The organism is Rhizobium laguerreae (assembly GCF_002008165.1).
Classification (GTDB): domain Bacteria; phylum Pseudomonadota; class Alphaproteobacteria; order Rhizobiales; family Rhizobiaceae; genus Rhizobium; species Rhizobium laguerreae.
Window position 1 is genome coordinate 47,597 of record NZ_MRDM01000032.1, and the last position, 15,991, is coordinate 63,587.

Sequence of the window (15,991 nt, forward strand, 5' to 3'; positions counted from 1 at the left end):
CCCAGCGTCCGGCTTTTTCTTTGGGTGTCGTCCTCAACCATCATTGGACTTGAAAAAAGGGCGGCTTGAAAAGAAAAGGGCGGCTCGAAGCCGCCCCGTTCATTTGACTATTCCTCGGCAGGCCCGGCCGGATCGCCATCGGCAATCGGCGCCTCGTCACCGGCACCTTCGCCGGCAGCACCTTCGTCGGTAGCTGGGGCGCCTTCGGCGACCTCGACAGCCTCTTCCGTCTCATCCTCCTCCGGCTCGCTGATACGCTCGACCGAGACGACCTTCTCGTCCTTGGCCGTCGAGAAGATGGTGACGCCCTTGGTGGCGCGGCTGGCGATCCGGATACCGCCGACCGGCACACGGATCAGCTGGCCGCCATCGGAGACCAGCATGATCTGGTCACCGTCATCGACAGGGAAAGCCGCGACCAGCTCGCCGATCTCGCCGGTCTTCGACGTGTCGGTGGCGCGGATGCCCTTGCCGCCGCGGCCGGAGATACGGAAGTCGTAGGAAGACGAACGCTTGCCGAAGCCCTTTTCGGAGACGGTGAGCACGAATTGTTCGCGTGCTCTCAACTCGTCATAGCGCTCGTCGGAGAGCTGTCCCTCCTCGGTGACTTCTTCACCGACCAGCGCAATATCCTCTTCATCCACGCCCGTCGCCCGACGTTCGGTGGCGGAACGCTTGAGATAGGCAGCACGCTCCCACGGCTCGGCATCGACATGACCAACGATCGTCATGGAGATGATGCGGTCGCTATCGCCGAGATTGATGCCGCGCACGCCGATCGAGTTGCGGCCGGCAAAGACCCGGACGTCATCGACGGAGAAGCGGATGCACTGGCCGAGCGCCGTCGTCAAAAGCACGTCGTCATCTTCCGTGCAGGTCTCGACGGAGAGGATTTCGTCGCCCTCCTCCTCGAGCTTCATGGCGATCTTGCCGTTGCGGTTGACCTGGACGAAATCAGACAGCTTGTTGCGGCGAACCGTGCCGCGCGTCGTCGAGAACATGACGTCAAGATTGTCCCAGCTCGCCTCGTCCTCGGGCAAGGGCAGAATGGTGGTGATGCGCTCGCCGGGTGCGAGCGGCAACATGTTGATCAGCGCCTTGCCGCGTGAGGTCGGTGTGCCGATCGGCAGGCGCCAGACCTTCTCCTTGTAGACGATGCCGCGCGAGGAGAAGAACAGCACCGGCGTATGGGTGTTGACGACGAATAGCCGGCTAACAAAATCCTCATCGCGGGTGGTCATGCCGGAGCGACCTTTGCCGCCACGGCGCTGGGCACGGTAGGTGGTGAGCGGCACACGCTTGATATAACCGAGATGCGAGACGGTGACGACCATGTCTTCGCGGGCGATCAGATCCTCGTCGTCCATTTCGAGGCCGCCATCGACGATCTCGGTGCGGCGCGGCGTGCCGAACTCGTCGCGGACGGCAATGAGTTCATCCTTGACGATGGTCTGGATGCGGACGCGCGAGGAGAGAATATCGAGATAATCCTTGATTTCCTCGCCGATCTTGTTGAGTTCGTCGCCGATTTCGTCGCGGCCAAGCGCCGTCAGACGGGCAAGGCGCAGTTCGAGGATAGCGCGGGCCTGCTCTTCGGAGAGGTTGTAGGTGAGATCCTCGTTGATGCGATGGCGCGGATCGTCGATCAGACGGATCAGGCTTTCGACATCTTCCGCCGGCCAGCGGCGGGTCATCAGCTCTTCGCGGGCCGACTGCGGATCGGGCGCCTGGCGGATGACGCGGATGACCTCGTCGATATTGGCGACGGCAATGGCCAGACCGACCAACACATGGGCGCGGTCACGCGCCTTGCGCAGCAGGAATTTCGTTCTCCGGCTAACGACTTCTTCGCGGAAGGAGACGAAAGCGCGCAGCATGTCGAGCAGCGTCAGCTGTTCGGGCTTGCCGCCGTTCAGCGCCACCATGTTGCAGCCGAAGGAGGTCTGCAGCGGCGTATAGCGATAAAGCTGGTTGAGGATGACCTCTGCATTGGCATCGCGCTTCAGCTCGACGACGACGCGATAGCCCTGGCGGTCGGATTCGTCGCGTAGATCGGAGATACCTTCGATGCGCTTGTCGCGCACCAGCTCGGCCATCTTCTCGATCATCGTCGCCTTGTTCACCTGGTAGGGAATCTCGGTGATGATGATCTGCTCGCGGTCACCGCGCATCGGCTCGATGGCAGCGACGCCGCGCATGATGACGGAGCCGCGGCCGGTCTCATAGGCCGAGCGGATGCCGGCACGGCCGAGGATCTTCGCCCCCGTCGGGAAGTCGGGACCGGGAATGATCTGGATCAGTTCCGGCAGCTCGATGGCCGGATCGTCGATCAGCGCGATGCAGCCGTCGATGACTTCGGAGAGATTGTGCGGCGGGATGTTGGTCGCCATGCCGACGGCGATGCCGCCGGCGCCGTTGACGAGAAGGTTCGGGAACTTGGCGGGCACCACCACCGGCTCGGAGAGCGTGCCGTCGTAGTTGTCGCGGAAATCGACGGTTTCCTTGTCGAGATCGTCGAGCAGCGAGTGGGCAGCCTTTTCCAGGCGGCATTCGGTATAACGTTCGGCCGCCGGCGGATCACCATCGACCGAGCCGAAATTGCCCTGACCATCGATCAGCGGCAGCCGCAGCGACCAGGGCTGCGCCATGCGGGCGAGCGCATCATAGATCGCGGAATTGCCGTGCGGATGGAATTTACCCATCACGTCACCGGTGACGCGGGCGCATTTGACGTATTTCTTGTTCCAATCGATGCCGAGCTCGGACATGCCGTAGAGGATGCGTCGGTGCACGGGCTTCAGGCCGTCACGTACGTCGGGCAGCGCGCGGCTGACGATGACGCTCATGGCGTAATCGAGATACGACCGCTGCATTTCCTCCATGATGGAGATGGGCTCGATGCCTGGCGGGAGCTTCCCGCCGCCGGGGGGTGTTTGCTCAGTCAAAACAGATCACGATCTCTTCTAGAATCACTTGAAGATTTATAGCGGAAAGCCTGTTGCCGCGCCATTTCACAGCGCGTTTTGAACAGGCTTTTGCGGCTTAAAGAGGGTAAAATATGCAAGTTGCGCGGAAATCCGCCGCGGCCCGCCGCGGGATATTTGCCAAATCGAAATCCCCGCTTCACAATCATAAAAACCACGCACCCATATGGGGTTCCGGAGAGCCGATGGCAAGCGCCGACCAATTGATCAACGCCTTCACGACGCTGCTCGTCACCATCGATCCACCGGGGCTTGCGCCGATCTTTCTGGGCCTGACGACAGGCATGAGCCGGACCGAGCGCAAGCAGGTGGCGCTGCGCGGCTCGGTCATCGCCTTCATCATCCTTGCCGTCTTTGCGCTGTTCGGCGCGGGCGTGCTCGGCGTGCTCGGGATTTCGATCGGCGCTTTCCGCATCGCCGGCGGGCTGCTGCTGTTCTGGATCGCCTTCGAGATGGTGTTCGAGAGGCGGCAGCAGCGCAAGGAGAAGGCGACCGAGGCGGCGATCACCAAGGATCATATCGAGAATATCGCCGTCTTTCCCCTCGCCTTACCGCTGATTGCCGGCCCGGGTGCGATCTCGGCGACGATCCTGCTTGCCGGCACGCTGGCCACCTCGATCGGGAAAGCCCAGCTGATCGGCGTCATTGCGGCCAATCTGCTGCTGACCTTCCTCATGCTGCTTATCGCCGAAAGGCTGGACCGTTTCCTCGGCGTCACAGGCCGGGCGATCCTGACGCGGCTTCTCGGCGTCATCCTCGCAGCGCTCGCCGCACAATTCGTCGTCGACGGGGCTAAGTCGGCGTTCAATCTGATCAGCGCGACACCGCACTGAAAAGGGCCGCCCACCCGGCCTCAAATCATCTGCCGCAAGATCAACGAAAAAGAGCATGACGCCATCCAAGGCATCATGCTCTCTCAAGTCTTTCATGAAGCCAGAAAAGGCGGCCGATCAGAACGGGATGTCGTCGTCGAGATCCCGCGAGAAGTTGCCGCCGCTGCCACCGCCGCGGCTCGGCGATGAAGCGGGAGCCGGGGCGCCGTAATCGTCGCCATAATCGTTGCCGCCGGCGCCACTGCCACGACCGCCGCTCGCGCCGCCGCCTTCACCGCGGCCGTCGAGCATCGTCAGCGTCGAACCGAAACCCTGCAGCACCACTTCCGTGCTGTAGCGATCCTGGCCCTGCTGGTCCTGCCATTTGCGGGTCTGCAGCTGGCCTTCAATATAGAGCTTGGCGCCCTTCTTCACATATTGCTCGACGACCTTGCAGAGGCCCTCGTTGAAGACGACGACGGTGTGCCATTCGGTCTTTTCACGGCGCTCGCCGGAATTGCGGTCGCGCCAGGTCTCCGAGGTCGCGATACGAAGATTGGCGATCGGCCGGCCATCCTGTGTGCGGCGGATTTCCGGGTCCGCACCGACGTTTCCAATCAGAATTACCTTATTCACGCTACCAGCCATGCTTCTCACCCTGCCTGCCGCCCTGCCCGGCGGCGTTTAATCGATCGGCGCACCTTAAACCATCACGGACCGCCGATGCGCATGGGCGGCAATTAATCCACATGTTTATCCCATCAGAAAGCCGCATGCATTCATCAGGAATTTTGTTCTTTATTTGTTCTAGTTTATCCGTATGATCCTGTCAACAGAATCGAAAACCTTGAGCCCTTGCGGATATTCAGCCTCGACTCGCCCGTCGGCATCACTAAATAAGGGCTGTCATCCAGAAAACCAAAGCAGAGACGATGAGCGAACTGAAGACGATCTCCATCCGCGGCGCGCGCGAGCATAATCTCAAGAGCATCGATCTCGATCTGCCGCGTAACAAGCTGATCGTCATGACCGGGCTTTCGGGTTCCGGCAAATCCTCGCTCGCCTTCGACACGATCTATGCCGAGGGCCAGCGGCGCTATGTCGAGAGCCTGTCGGCCTATGCCCGGCAGTTTCTCGAGATGATGCAGAAGCCCGACGTCGACCAGATCGACGGGCTGTCGCCGGCGATCTCGATCGAGCAGAAGACCACCTCGCGCAATCCGCGCTCGACGGTCGGCACCGTCACCGAGATCTACGACTACATGCGCCTGCTTTTTGCCCGCGTCGGCGTTCCCTATTCGCCGGCGACCGGCCTGCCGATCGAGAGCCAGACCGTCAGCCAGATGGTCGACCGCATCCTGGATTTCGGCGACGGCACCCGTCTTTATATCCTTGCGCCGCTCGTGCGCGGGCGCAAGGGCGAATATAAGAAGGAACTGGCGGAGCTGATGAAGAAGGGCTTCCAGCGCGTCAAGGTCGACGGGCAGTTCTACGAGATTGCCGAGGCGCCGGTGCTCGACAAGAAATACAAGCACGACATCGACATCGTGGTCGACCGCATCGTCGTGCGCTCGGATGTCTCGGCGCGCCTGGCCGACAGTCTCGAAACCTGCCTGAAGCTCGCCGACGGGCTGGCGGTCGCCGAATTCGCCGACAAGCCGCTGCCGCCGGAAGAGACGTCGGCCGGCGGCTCGGCCAACAAGTCGCTGAACGAGACACATGAACGCGTGCTGTTTTCGGAGAAATTCGCCTGCCCGGTCTCGGGCTTCACGATTCCCGAGATCGAACCCAGGCTCTTCTCCTTCAACAATCCGTTCGGCGCCTGCCCGACCTGCGATGGCCTCGGCGCCCAGCAGAAGATCGATCCGGATCTGATCGTGCCCGAGCCCGAGCGGACGTTGCGCGACGGGGCGATCGCGCCCTGGGCCAAGTCGACCTCGCCCTATTACAATCAGACGCTGGAAGCGCTCGGCAAACATTACGGCTTCAAGCTCGGCACCCGCTGGAACGATCTCTCCGACGAGGCCAAGGACGTCATCCTCAACGGCACCAACGACAAGATCGAATTCCATTATGCCGACGGCGCCCGCTCCTACACGACGCAGAAGAATTTCGAGGGCATCATCACCAATCTCGAGCGCCGCTGGAAGGAGACCGATTCCGCCTGGGCGCGCGAAGACATCGAGCGCTTCATGTCGGCCGCCCCCTGCCCTTCGTGCAACGGCTTCCGCCTGAAGCCCGAGGCCTTAGCGGTAAAGATCGACACGCTGCATATCGGCGAGGTGACTGGTATGTCGATCCGCGTCGCCCGCGACTGGTTCGAGACGCTGCCGGCAAGCTTCAATGCCAAGCAGAACGAGATCGCCGTGCGCATTCTCAAGGAAATCCGCGACCGGCTGCGCTTCCTCAACGATGTCGGCCTGGAATATCTCAGCCTGTCGCGCAATTCCGGCACGCTGTCGGGCGGCGAGAGCCAGCGCATCCGGCTTGCCTCGCAGATCGGCTCAGGGCTGACGGGCGTGCTCTACGTGCTCGACGAACCTTCGATCGGCCTGCATCAGCGCGACAATGCCCGGCTGCTCGATACGCTCAAGCACCTGCGCGACATCGGCAACACCGTCATTGTCGTCGAACATGACGAGGATGCGATCCTGTCGGCCGACGATGTGGTCGATATCGGCCCGGCGGCCGGCATTCACGGCGGCCAGGTCATCGCCCATGGCACGCCGCAGGATATCATGGCCAATCCGAAATCGCTGACCGGCAAATATCTCTCCGGCGAACTTGGCGTTCCCGTTCCCGACGAGCGGCGCAAGCCGAAGAAGGGCCGCGAGATCAAGGTGGTCGGCGCACGCGGCAACAATCTGAAGAATGTCACGGCATCCATCCCGCTCGGGGTGTTCACGGCGGTGACCGGCGTTTCCGGCGGCGGTAAATCCACCTTCCTGATCGAAACGCTCTATAAATCAGCGGCAAGGCGCGTCATGGGCGCGCGTGAAAACCCGGCCGATCACGACCGCATCGACGGCTTCGAGCATATCGACAAGGTGATCGACATCGATCAATCGCCGATCGGCCGCACGCCGCGCTCGAACCCGGCAACCTATACCGGCGCCTTCACGCCGATCCGCGACTGGTTTGCCGGCCTGCCGGAGGCCAAGGCCCGCGGCTACCAGCCGGGCCGTTTCTCCTTCAACGTCAAGGGCGGGCGCTGCGAGGCCTGCCAAGGCGACGGCGTCATCAAGATCGAGATGCACTTCCTGCCCGATGTCTACGTCACCTGCGACGTCTGCCACGGCAAGCGCTACAATCGCGAGACACTCGACGTCACCTTCAAGCAGAGGTCAATCGCCGACGTGCTCGACATGACGGTGGAGGAAGGCGTCGATTTCTTCGCGGCGGTGCCTGCGGTGCGCGACAAGCTGCAAGCGCTGAAGGATGTCGGGCTCGGTTATATCAAGGTCGGCCAGCAAGCGAATACGCTCTCAGGCGGCGAAGCGCAGCGCGTCAAGCTTGCCAAAGAGCTGTCGAAACGCTCGACGGGACGCACGCTCTACATTCTCGATGAACCCACCACCGGCCTGCATTTCCACGATGTCGCCAAGCTGCTCGAAATGCTGCACGAACTGGTCAACCAGGGCAATTCGGTGGTGGTGATCGAGCACAATCTCGAAGTCATCAAGACGGCCGATTGGGTGCTCGATTTCGGCCCCGAAGGCGGCGACGGCGGCGGCGAGATCGTCGCGACCGGCACGCCCGAAGCGATCGTCAAGGAGAAGCGGTCCTATACCGGACAGTTCCTGAAGGAATTGCTGGAACGGCGGCCGGCGAAGAAGGCGGTTGCGGCGGAATGACGATGAGGCCAGCGTCGCCCGATGATCTGGAAACGATCGTGACGCTGACGTCAGCCGCTTATCGGCCCTATAGCGAGCTCTTCGGCGCTCCGCCGATGCCAGTGACGGAGGATTACACGCCGCGGATCGAACGCGGCGAGGTCTGGCTGCGCGAGATCGGCGGGCAAACGGCCGGCCTGGTGGTCGTCGAGCAGCATTCCGATCACCTGATGCTGTTCAGCATCGCGGTCTCGCCGGCGTTTCAGGGTGCCGGGCATGGGCTGGCGATGCTGCGTTGGCTGGAAGGCAAGGCGCGGGAATGGGCCGTGCCGAAGATCCGGCTCTACACGAATGCGCGGATGGAGCGGAATATCGCGCTCTACAGCGCCTTCGGGTTTCAGGAAACGGGTCGCCGACCGAACCCTTATCGGCCAGGATGGACGCTCGTCGACATGGCGAAAGAGATCAATGCGGCCTGAGCGGCTGCGAATGGGGAGGACGACATGACGAAATCCGGCACTATCCGCACCGGCATCGGCGGCTGGACCTTCGAGCCCTGGCGCGGGCATTTCTTTCCCGATGACCTGAAACAGAAGGACGAGCTGAATTATGCCAGCCGCCAGCTGAAGGTCATCGAGGTTAACGGCACCTATTACAGCACGCAGAAGCCTGCGGTCTTTGCCAAATGGGCGGCTGAGGTGCCCGACGGTTTCATCTTTTCGCTGAAGGCGACGCGTTTCGTCACCAATCGGCGGGTGCTTGCCGAAGCCGGTGAATCGATGGAACGGTTCCTGTCATCGGGCATCAGCGAACTCGGCGATCATCTGGGGCCGCTGCTCTGGCAATTCGCACCGACGAAGAGGTTCGATTCGGACGATTTCGAGGCCTTCCTAAAGCTGCTGCCGGCAAAACAGGATGGGTTGGCGCTCCGCCACGTGGTCGAGGTGCGGCACGATTCCTTCAAGGTGCCGGAGTTCGTGGCGCTGCTTTCGAAATACGGTGTGGCTCCTGTTTGCGCTGAACATTTCGAATATCCGATGATCGCCGACGTGACGGCCGATTTCGTCTATGCCAGGCTGCAGAAGGGCTCGGACGACATTCCGACCTGCTATCCGGAAAAGGACCTGAAGGCCTGGGCAGGCCGGCTGGAGACCTGGGCCGAAGGCAAGGTTCCCGATGACCTGCCGCTGATCGATGAAGATCGCAAGGTGAAGACCGAGCCGCGCGACGTCTTCGCCTTCATGATCCATGAAGGCAAGGTCAATGCGCCGCACGGGGCGATCGCCCTGCAGCAGGCGTTGGCGAAATAGGCCGGGCTCGATAGTCACAAAAGGATCGTGACCTTGTGGGTATCACATCGTCAGTCAAGCGTTGCATGAGCGCATCGTGAGCGCGGTAACCCGGGAGCCCGTATGAGCGTTGCCGCATCCTATCTCTATCGCAACGGGCGGCGGGTCGAGGCTGTCCCTTTCGAGGCTGCCTCCATTCCGTCGACGGACAACGAATTCATCTGGATCGGGCTGCACAAGCCCAGCCGGGACGAACTCCTGCTGCTGCAAAGCCGTTTTGGCCTTCACGAACTCTCGATCGCCGATGCGCTCAGTTCCCTGCAGATGCCGAAGCTCAGCGTCTATGACAACCAGCTGTTCGTCATCGCAAAGACGGCGCAGCTCGAGGGAGACCAAATCACCTACGGGGAAACCGCAATTTTCGTCGGCAAGCGCTATATCATCACCGTCCGCAATGGGTCGGAGCGCGGGCACGGAGAGCTGCGCGGCCGGCTGGAGGCTTCGCCGAAGACGCTCTGCCATGGCACCGACTACATTCTGCATGCCATTCTCGATTTCATTATCGACGGCTATCTTCCCATAGTGCGTACGATCGAGGATGCCGTTCTCGATATGGAAAGAAAGATGCTGGATGCGTTTCTCGACCGCAGCCAGATCACCCGGATTTTCAAGTTGCGGCGGGAAGTCATTCTGTTTCAGCGGGTGCTGGACGCGATGCTCGACCTTTGCGGCAAGCTCTACCATCTCGACCTGCCGTCGCTCGACAGGGAAGCGAAGCCCTATTTTCGCGATGCGCTTCAGCACATGCACCGTGTCGAGACGATGGTTGCAAGCTTGCGCGACGTGATCACATCGGTTTTTGAAGCGAGCAATCTGCTTGAACAGCAAAGACAGGGCACGATCACCCGGCAGCTGGCGGCCTGGGCTGCTATTCTCGCCGTTCCGACGGCAATCGCCGGCATCTACGGCATGAATTTCGACAATATGCCCGAGCTGAAAACCAGCTACGGTTATTTTATCGTCCTGGCAGTCATCGCCATCATGTGCATTGCACTTTTCATCCGTTTCAAGCGCGCCCGCTGGATATGACGCCTTGCTCGTCAACGGACTCGGGCTTCATTTCTTCCCGTCCGCCAGCGCCTCTTTGCGGCGGCGCGGCAGGAGCGATTTGAGGTACCGCCAGATCGGCGAGACGATGTAGCCGGCGACCGGAATAGCGATCAAGCCGGCGACGATACCGACGATGCCCGCTCCTGCGGCCTCGACGATCCAGCTGAGCACGGATGCCAGAGCGGGAATGGCATGCGCGGTCGCCTCCCCGGCATCATGGATCAGATGTGCAAGGCCACCGATACCATAGGATTCGAGGCCGTGAACGATGATGCCGCCGCCGACCCAGATCATGGCGGCCGTTCCAACAATGCCGAGCACTTTCAGAAAGTAAGGCATGCCTGTGACAAGCCCCTTCCCGATCGATCGCAAGAAGGTGCCCATCGCCGATGCCGCCCGCACGCGCGCCAGCATCAGACCGAGATCATCGGCCTTGACGATAAGCGCAACGCCGCCATAGACCAAGAACGTGATGCCCAGTCCCACGACGGCAAGGATGACGGCCTGGGTGAACATGCCGCCTGACGGAACCGCGGCGAGCGTAATCGCCATGATTTCGGCCGACAGGATGAAATCCGTCTTGATCGCACCGGCGACCTTTTCGTCTTCTACCGATTTGGCATCGAGGCTTGCCGTCTCGAGTGCCGATTCATGGGCGTGAGCTGCATGCGGCAGCACCAGCCCGTAGACTTTTTCCACACCCTCGTAGCAGAGATAAAGTCCGCCGATCATCAGCAGCGGCGTGATCGCCTGCGGGGCGACAAGACTCAGGATCAGTGCAGCCGGAAGCAGAATCAGCAGCTTGTTCTTCAGCGAGCCGAGCGCGATCTTGCCGATGATCGGCAATTCGCGCGCTGCCGAGAATCCGGTGACGTAACGCGGCGTGACCGCCGCATCGTCAATGACGACGCCGGCCGCTTTCGCGCCCGCCTTGGCCGCTTGGCCGGCAATATCGTCGAGCGATGCCGCAGCCACCTTGGCCAAAGCCGCGATATCATCAAGAAGGGCGATCAGGCCAACACTCATTCGAGCCTCCGTCGGGAAGACAGACTTATGCAGCAAAAACGGAAGGCCCGTCAACGAGACGTGGCATCCTCCGCCGGGAAGATGCCACGCAAGGATCACGACGACGATGGCCGTTATTCAGCCGGCATCGGGCTCAACCCACCCTCGTCCAGCGGCGGACGCGCCTGTCGTTCCCGTTTCTGCGAAACCCGCGACAGAACGCTCTGCCGGTTCACGGATTTGCGCTCCTCGTCGATGCGGCGGATCAGGATCTCCGCGCGCTCGACCGAGCCGAGAAGCGCCAGGATCGTGCCGCGTTCGGCCGCGCCGGCATTCGGGCCAAGTGCCAGTGTCTGTTCCCGCAGTTCAGTGACATTGGGAAGGCTGACATGGCCGGCCGGCATGGAGGGACGAACCACGTCATAGTCGGGCATGATATCCTGCAGAGAGGCATCGAGCTTGCTCAGTGCCAGATTGACGATCGCCAAAGCAGGCTCGCTGAATTTTTCACGCTTCACACGCCGGGCGACCTGATGCATCGATTCCGTCAAGGCAGCGGTGAAATCCGCCTCCTCGATCAGGCTGGCGACCAGATCGAGTTGCTCGTAAGGCAGATCCTCCTTCATCAGCGAGGCGGTGTAGTCGCGAATGTCGCGGCTGAGGATATCGGTGGCGAGATAGTGTTCGCCCGGATCGGATGGCGCCGACTTGGCCGACCGGGCAATATCCAGGAACATCGCGCCGGCCTGCAGATGACGCGCGGTCTCCTGCTGGACCGCCGGAACGGCCCGCGCGAAATCGCTTGTGAGCCTGCGGTCGAGGAATTTCGGCGTCGAATAATCTTCAACATCCTCGGCGTCGATACGGCCGATGCGCGACAAGACACGTTCGAAGACGCTGACGAAGGGAAACAGCAACGCCGTGTTGAAAACGTTGAAGAAGGTCGAATAGAGACCGACAGCGACCGGAACCAGCGGAAATGTCTCCTTGCCCTCGACCACGACCGGAACGCCGGGATCGCCGCCGAACCACTGCATCGCCCATGCCAGAACGTCGATCGAGACGAAGAACAAGGGCACCGTGATGCAGACGCCGATAATGTTGAAGGACATATGGGCGTAGGCAGCGCGTTTGGCGTTCTTCGACAGATTGAGCGAGGCAATCCAGGAGGTGATCGTGGTTCCGAGATCCGCACCCAGCGAGAAGGCAACCGCCGTCGTCCAGTCAAGGACACCGGCCGCGCCGAGCCCCATGACGATACCGATCGTCGCCGACGAGGAGTGGATCATCGCAGTGACGCCGGCGGCGATCAGCACGCACTTGATCAGGTTGTAATAGGAGTCGGCGGTCAGCGTCGACAGAACGTCCATGACCTCCGGTATGTTGCGCAGCGGCCGAAGGCCGCCGGTCATCAGATTGAGACCGTAGAAAATCAGCGCGAAGCCCATGCAGGCAAGCGCGACGTTGCGGATGCGCTCGCTCTTGGCAAAGCAGTAGACCAGTGAAAAAACACCCGCAAAGATCAGGCCAAGAGGTCCGAGCGGCAAGGCGATCAGGCCGTTTCCGAGCGTCGTTCCGATGTTGGCGCCCATGATGACGCTGATCGCCGGACGCAAGCCGACAACGCCGGCATTGACGAGGCCGACGACCATGACCGTCATTGCCGTGGATGACTGGATGACACCGGTGATGAGCGTTCCCGCGATGACGCCCTTGATCGGCGTGCCTGCGGCTCTCGCGAGAAATGCGCGCATCTTGTTGACGGAGAGTGCCTGGATGCCGTTCGACATGAACTCCAGACCGAGCATGAATATCCCCAGCCCGCCAATAACAGGCACAAGAATATCCTTGAAAATGTCGATGTTCATTACGCCTTACCCCCTTGGCGCCAAAATGGCGCGCTTCAACGACGCCCCCGCGTCTCACATGCCCGATTTGATACGGTCGGGGATGCCCCGACCGCGTATCATGCGCGCCCGAACGATTTACTGGCTCGCGGATGCATCCTGCTTCAGCCAGTATTTGACGATCTGACTGACGAGCTGCGGCGGCAAAGGCACATAACCCAGCGCCTCGGCGTCCTTACTGCCCGCCTCGAACGCCAGACGGAAAAAATCATGCACGCGGCGATAGCGATTGGGCGCCTGTCCCGTGATTGGAACGACAGCAAATGTTGCGCCGCTGATCGGATAGGCCGCCTCCCCCGGTTGATCCGCGAGCGATACCGAAAAATCCTTCGCTTCATCCCATGAGGCGGTGCTGGCGGCAGCCCGCACGCCATCCGGTCCCGGTTTTACGAACTGGCCGGATTTGTTCTGAACAGCGCCATAGGGCAGGTTTGCACGCTCGACCTGGCCAAAATCGGCATAGGCGATCGCCCCCTTGGTTGCCTGCACCGCGCGAATGAGATCCCCGGTTCCCTCGACACTCGTCCCCACAGGCCAGGCGATCAGCGTATCCGCTCCATGTGCCGCCTTCCATTCCGGGCTTGCCGAGGACAGGAATTCGGTGAACATGAAGGTGGTGCCTGATCCATCCTTGCGGCTAACCGGGCTGATTTTCTGATCGGGAAGGCTGATCTCCGGGTTGATCGCCTTGATGGCAGGGTCAGCCCACGACTGGATCTTGCCGAGATAGATATTCGCAAGCAGCGGGCCAGTCAGGTTGATACGGCCCTTGTCGATACCGTCAAGGTTGACGGCAATCGCCACGCTGCCGAGCACGATCGGAAACTGCTGGCGGCCATGCTTCAAAAGCTCGTCGTGGGAGACAGGCACATCGGTCGCAGCGAAATCCAGCTCCGGCTGATCAAGGCGCATCAGGCCTGCCAGCGAACCGACAAGCTCGTAGTCCACCGTCCAGTCGGGTGAGCTGAAATCGCCGTCATCCATCCGCGCCTTCTCGTAGATTTCCGCCCACTTCGCGATGATGGGTGCCGCGAATGTGGAGCCGGCGCCGCGAATGGGCTCGGCCATGGCTGCAGGAGCGATGAAAAGTGAGCCGACAACTGCCACAAGTCCGGTAAAGCCGGCGGTGGTCGTCACTCTGTGGACTTGCCGAAAAAAACGTTCCATCGGCGCTTCCCCTCGCAACCGTTGACTGCGTACTTCGATCAGAATTCAAGCCAGATCAGCTCAGGACCCACTGTGCGAACTCGTGTTCCAGCCGACAGGAATTCCTGACACGACTAAGTATTTCCATTCATTAACATTTTAATGACAGTTTAGTTTTGCGGGTTGCTGATTCTCGGCGCAGGACATTCTTTGTCTGATCGATGTCGCTCTAAAAATTCGAAATAAAACCGTCACTCAATTGACACATCGGCCGCATTTACAATGATAAAACAACGCAGCCCGCGCCACGGCCAGACATGTCCGGGACGGTGCGGATTGCATCTGCGTTCGAGGTGCAGCGGATGCGGCGGCGTTAAACCGGCAATACCTCGGCTGCAAGCTCTTCTGCCGTCAGCCCCTTGCCGGCGCGTTGCCCGGCCTCGCCGTGCAGCCAGACGCCGGCGGCGGCGGCCTCGAAGGCCGGCAGGCCCTGGGCGAGCAAGCCGCCGATGATGCCGGCAAGCACGTCGCCGGAACCGGCGGTGGCAAGCCAGACGGGAGCGTTGGTATTGATGAGCGCACGTCCATCAGGCGCGGCGATGACGGTATCGGCACCTTTGTAAATGATCGCGGCATTGGCGCGGCGGGCGGCCGCCAACGCCTTATCCACCTTGCCGAGCGCGTCGTCGCCACCAATATCGGGAAAGAGCCGCGCGAATTCGCCCTCGTGCGGTGTCAGCACCAGACGCGGCTCACCCCGGAAAAGATCAAACAGCTGTTGCGGATCGTCCTTGAACGAGGAGATGCCATCGGCATCGAGCACCAGATGACGATCGGCAAGGGCCGAGACGAAGCCGCGCGCCCTGGTGCCGATGCCGAAACCGGGGCCGAGGACGAAGGTCTGCAGCCGCTTGTCGGAGAGCCAGTCGCCGAGGTCGGCCTCGTCGTCGATGGCATGCAGCATGACGGCGGTCAGATGCGCGGCATTGGCGGCCATCGCCGCGTGGGGGGCGGCGATCGTCACCAGGCCGGCGCCGGCCTTCAGGCCCGAGATCGCCGACATGCGCGCCGCACCGGTCTTGTCGGCCTCACCTGAGAAGACGACCAGATGACCGCGCTTGTATTTATGGGTTTCCAACTGCTCGGCCGGCAGCGCACTCCTCCAGGCATCCGGCGTGTTCTCGGCGATGGCGCCGCCTGCCTCAGCCCTGACGATGCGGGCCGGGATACCGATGTCGAAGACCTCCAATTCACCGCAAAGCTCCCTGCCCGGCATCAGCAGATGGCCGGGCTTGCGGGTCATGAAGGTGATGGTGTTGCAGGCCCGGAAAGCGGCACCCAGCACCTTGCCGGTACGGCCATCGAGGCCGGAGGGCAGATCGATGGCGAGCACGGGAATAGCGACCTCGGTGACGCCCTCGATCAGCGCGCACACATCGGCCGACACCGCGCGGCCAAGCCCTGCCCCGAACAGACCATCAATGACGACGTCGCCGGTTTCCGGCCGATAGAGGCCGAGTTCCTGTCCACTGAGCGCGCAGCCCATGCGGGCGCGGGCGGCATCACCCTTCAACCTCAAGGGATCGCCGAGGTGGAAGAGCGCCACCTTCGCCCCGCTCTCCTGCAGATGACGGGCTGCGACATAGGCATCGCCGCCATTGTTGCCGGGTCCGCAGAGTATGACGAAACGCAACGCTCCGGGATGAAGGCGCAGAGCAGCAGCTGCGACCGCGGCACCTGCCCTCTCCATCAGGCCAAAAGAGTCGATGCCGGATGCGGCAGCGGCCGCGTCGACGGCGGCCATTTCGGCAGGAGTGAGAAGAAGGTCGGACAGATGTTTGCTCATCATCCTATTCAAATCAAAAAACGCCTAAAAAACAACCGTCTGAAATACCAAAGAGAAGG

Annotated in this window: 11 protein-coding genes; 5 read left to right on the plus strand and 6 right to left on the minus strand. The window is 61.5% G+C overall.

Translation table 11 applies throughout. From position 1 onward, the window contains the following. Nucleotides 1-107: 107 nt before the first annotated feature. Nucleotides 108-2,945, minus strand: a complete 2,838-nt coding sequence (gyrA, locus tag BS630_RS34085) for a DNA gyrase subunit A (protein ID WP_077981005.1) — start codon at nucleotides 2,943-2,945, stop codon at nucleotides 108-110. A 224-nt stretch (nucleotides 2,946-3,169) separates the two neighbouring features. Here gyrA and BS630_RS34090 point away from each other — a divergent pair, with 224 nt between their 5' ends. Beyond that, nucleotides 3,170-3,817 carry a MarC family protein gene (locus BS630_RS34090; protein WP_011651968.1) on the plus strand — a complete coding sequence of 216 codons (648 nt, stop codon included), beginning with the start codon at nucleotides 3,170-3,172 and terminating at the stop codon, nucleotides 3,815-3,817. 117 nt (nucleotides 3,818-3,934) lie between these two features. On the opposite strand, the gene BS630_RS34095 is transcribed toward BS630_RS34090, so the two are convergent. Continuing rightward, on the minus strand, nucleotides 3,935-4,444 hold the full coding sequence (locus BS630_RS34095; RefSeq protein ID WP_077981006.1) for a single-stranded DNA-binding protein: 510 nt from the start codon (nucleotides 4,442-4,444) through the stop codon (nucleotides 3,935-3,937). A 284-nt stretch (nucleotides 4,445-4,728) separates the two neighbouring features. On the opposite strand from BS630_RS34095, the gene uvrA reads away from it, so the two are divergent. The 4 genes from uvrA to BS630_RS34115 all read left to right on the plus strand — a co-directional run bounded on the left by uvrA (nucleotide 4,729) and on the right by BS630_RS34115 (nucleotide 10,007). Then, entirely contained in the window at nucleotides 4,729-7,650 is a 2,922-nt protein-coding gene (gene uvrA, locus BS630_RS34100) for an excinuclease ABC subunit UvrA (RefSeq protein WP_020049915.1), read from the plus strand. Next, the gene (locus BS630_RS34105; RefSeq protein ID WP_077981007.1) at nucleotides 7,647-8,108 is read left to right on the plus strand and encodes a GNAT family N-acetyltransferase; all 462 of its coding nucleotides are present in this window, start codon (nucleotides 7,647-7,649) and stop codon (nucleotides 8,106-8,108) included. Before uvrA ends, BS630_RS34105 begins: the two co-directional genes overlap by 4 nt. Before the next feature lie 24 nt (nucleotides 8,109-8,132). Beyond that, nucleotides 8,133-8,939 (plus strand): DUF72 domain-containing protein, encoded by an 807-nt coding sequence (locus BS630_RS34110; RefSeq protein ID WP_077981008.1) that lies wholly within the window; start codon nucleotides 8,133-8,135, stop codon nucleotides 8,937-8,939. A 102-nt stretch (nucleotides 8,940-9,041) separates the two neighbouring features. Next, nucleotides 9,042-10,007 carry a magnesium and cobalt transport protein CorA gene (locus BS630_RS34115; protein ID WP_077981009.1) on the plus strand — a complete coding sequence of 322 codons (966 nt, stop codon included), beginning with the start codon at nucleotides 9,042-9,044 and terminating at the stop codon, nucleotides 10,005-10,007. Between the two features lie 27 nt (nucleotides 10,008-10,034). Here the strand turns inward: BS630_RS34115 and BS630_RS34120 are convergent, their stop codons facing one another. From BS630_RS34120 to BS630_RS34135, 4 genes are all read right to left on the minus strand, one after another. Then, entirely contained in the window at nucleotides 10,035-11,054 is a 1,020-nt protein-coding gene (locus tag BS630_RS34120; protein WP_077981010.1) for a DUF808 domain-containing protein, read from the minus strand. Between the two features lie 113 nt (nucleotides 11,055-11,167). Continuing rightward, a complete protein-coding gene (locus BS630_RS34125) occupies nucleotides 11,168-12,901 on the minus strand; it encodes a Na/Pi cotransporter family protein (protein WP_077981011.1) in 1,734 nt (577 codons plus the stop codon). Nucleotides 12,902-13,018: 117 nt separating this feature from the next. Next, nucleotides 13,019-14,107, minus strand: a complete 1,089-nt coding sequence (gene pstS, locus BS630_RS34130; RefSeq protein WP_077981012.1) for a phosphate ABC transporter substrate-binding protein PstS — start codon at nucleotides 14,105-14,107, stop codon at nucleotides 13,019-13,021. 352 nt (nucleotides 14,108-14,459) lie between these two features. Beyond that, on the minus strand, nucleotides 14,460-15,932 hold the full coding sequence (locus BS630_RS34135) for an NAD(P)H-hydrate dehydratase (RefSeq protein ID WP_077981013.1): 1,473 nt from the start codon (nucleotides 15,930-15,932) through the stop codon (nucleotides 14,460-14,462). Nucleotides 15,933-15,991 lie beyond the last annotated feature (59 nt).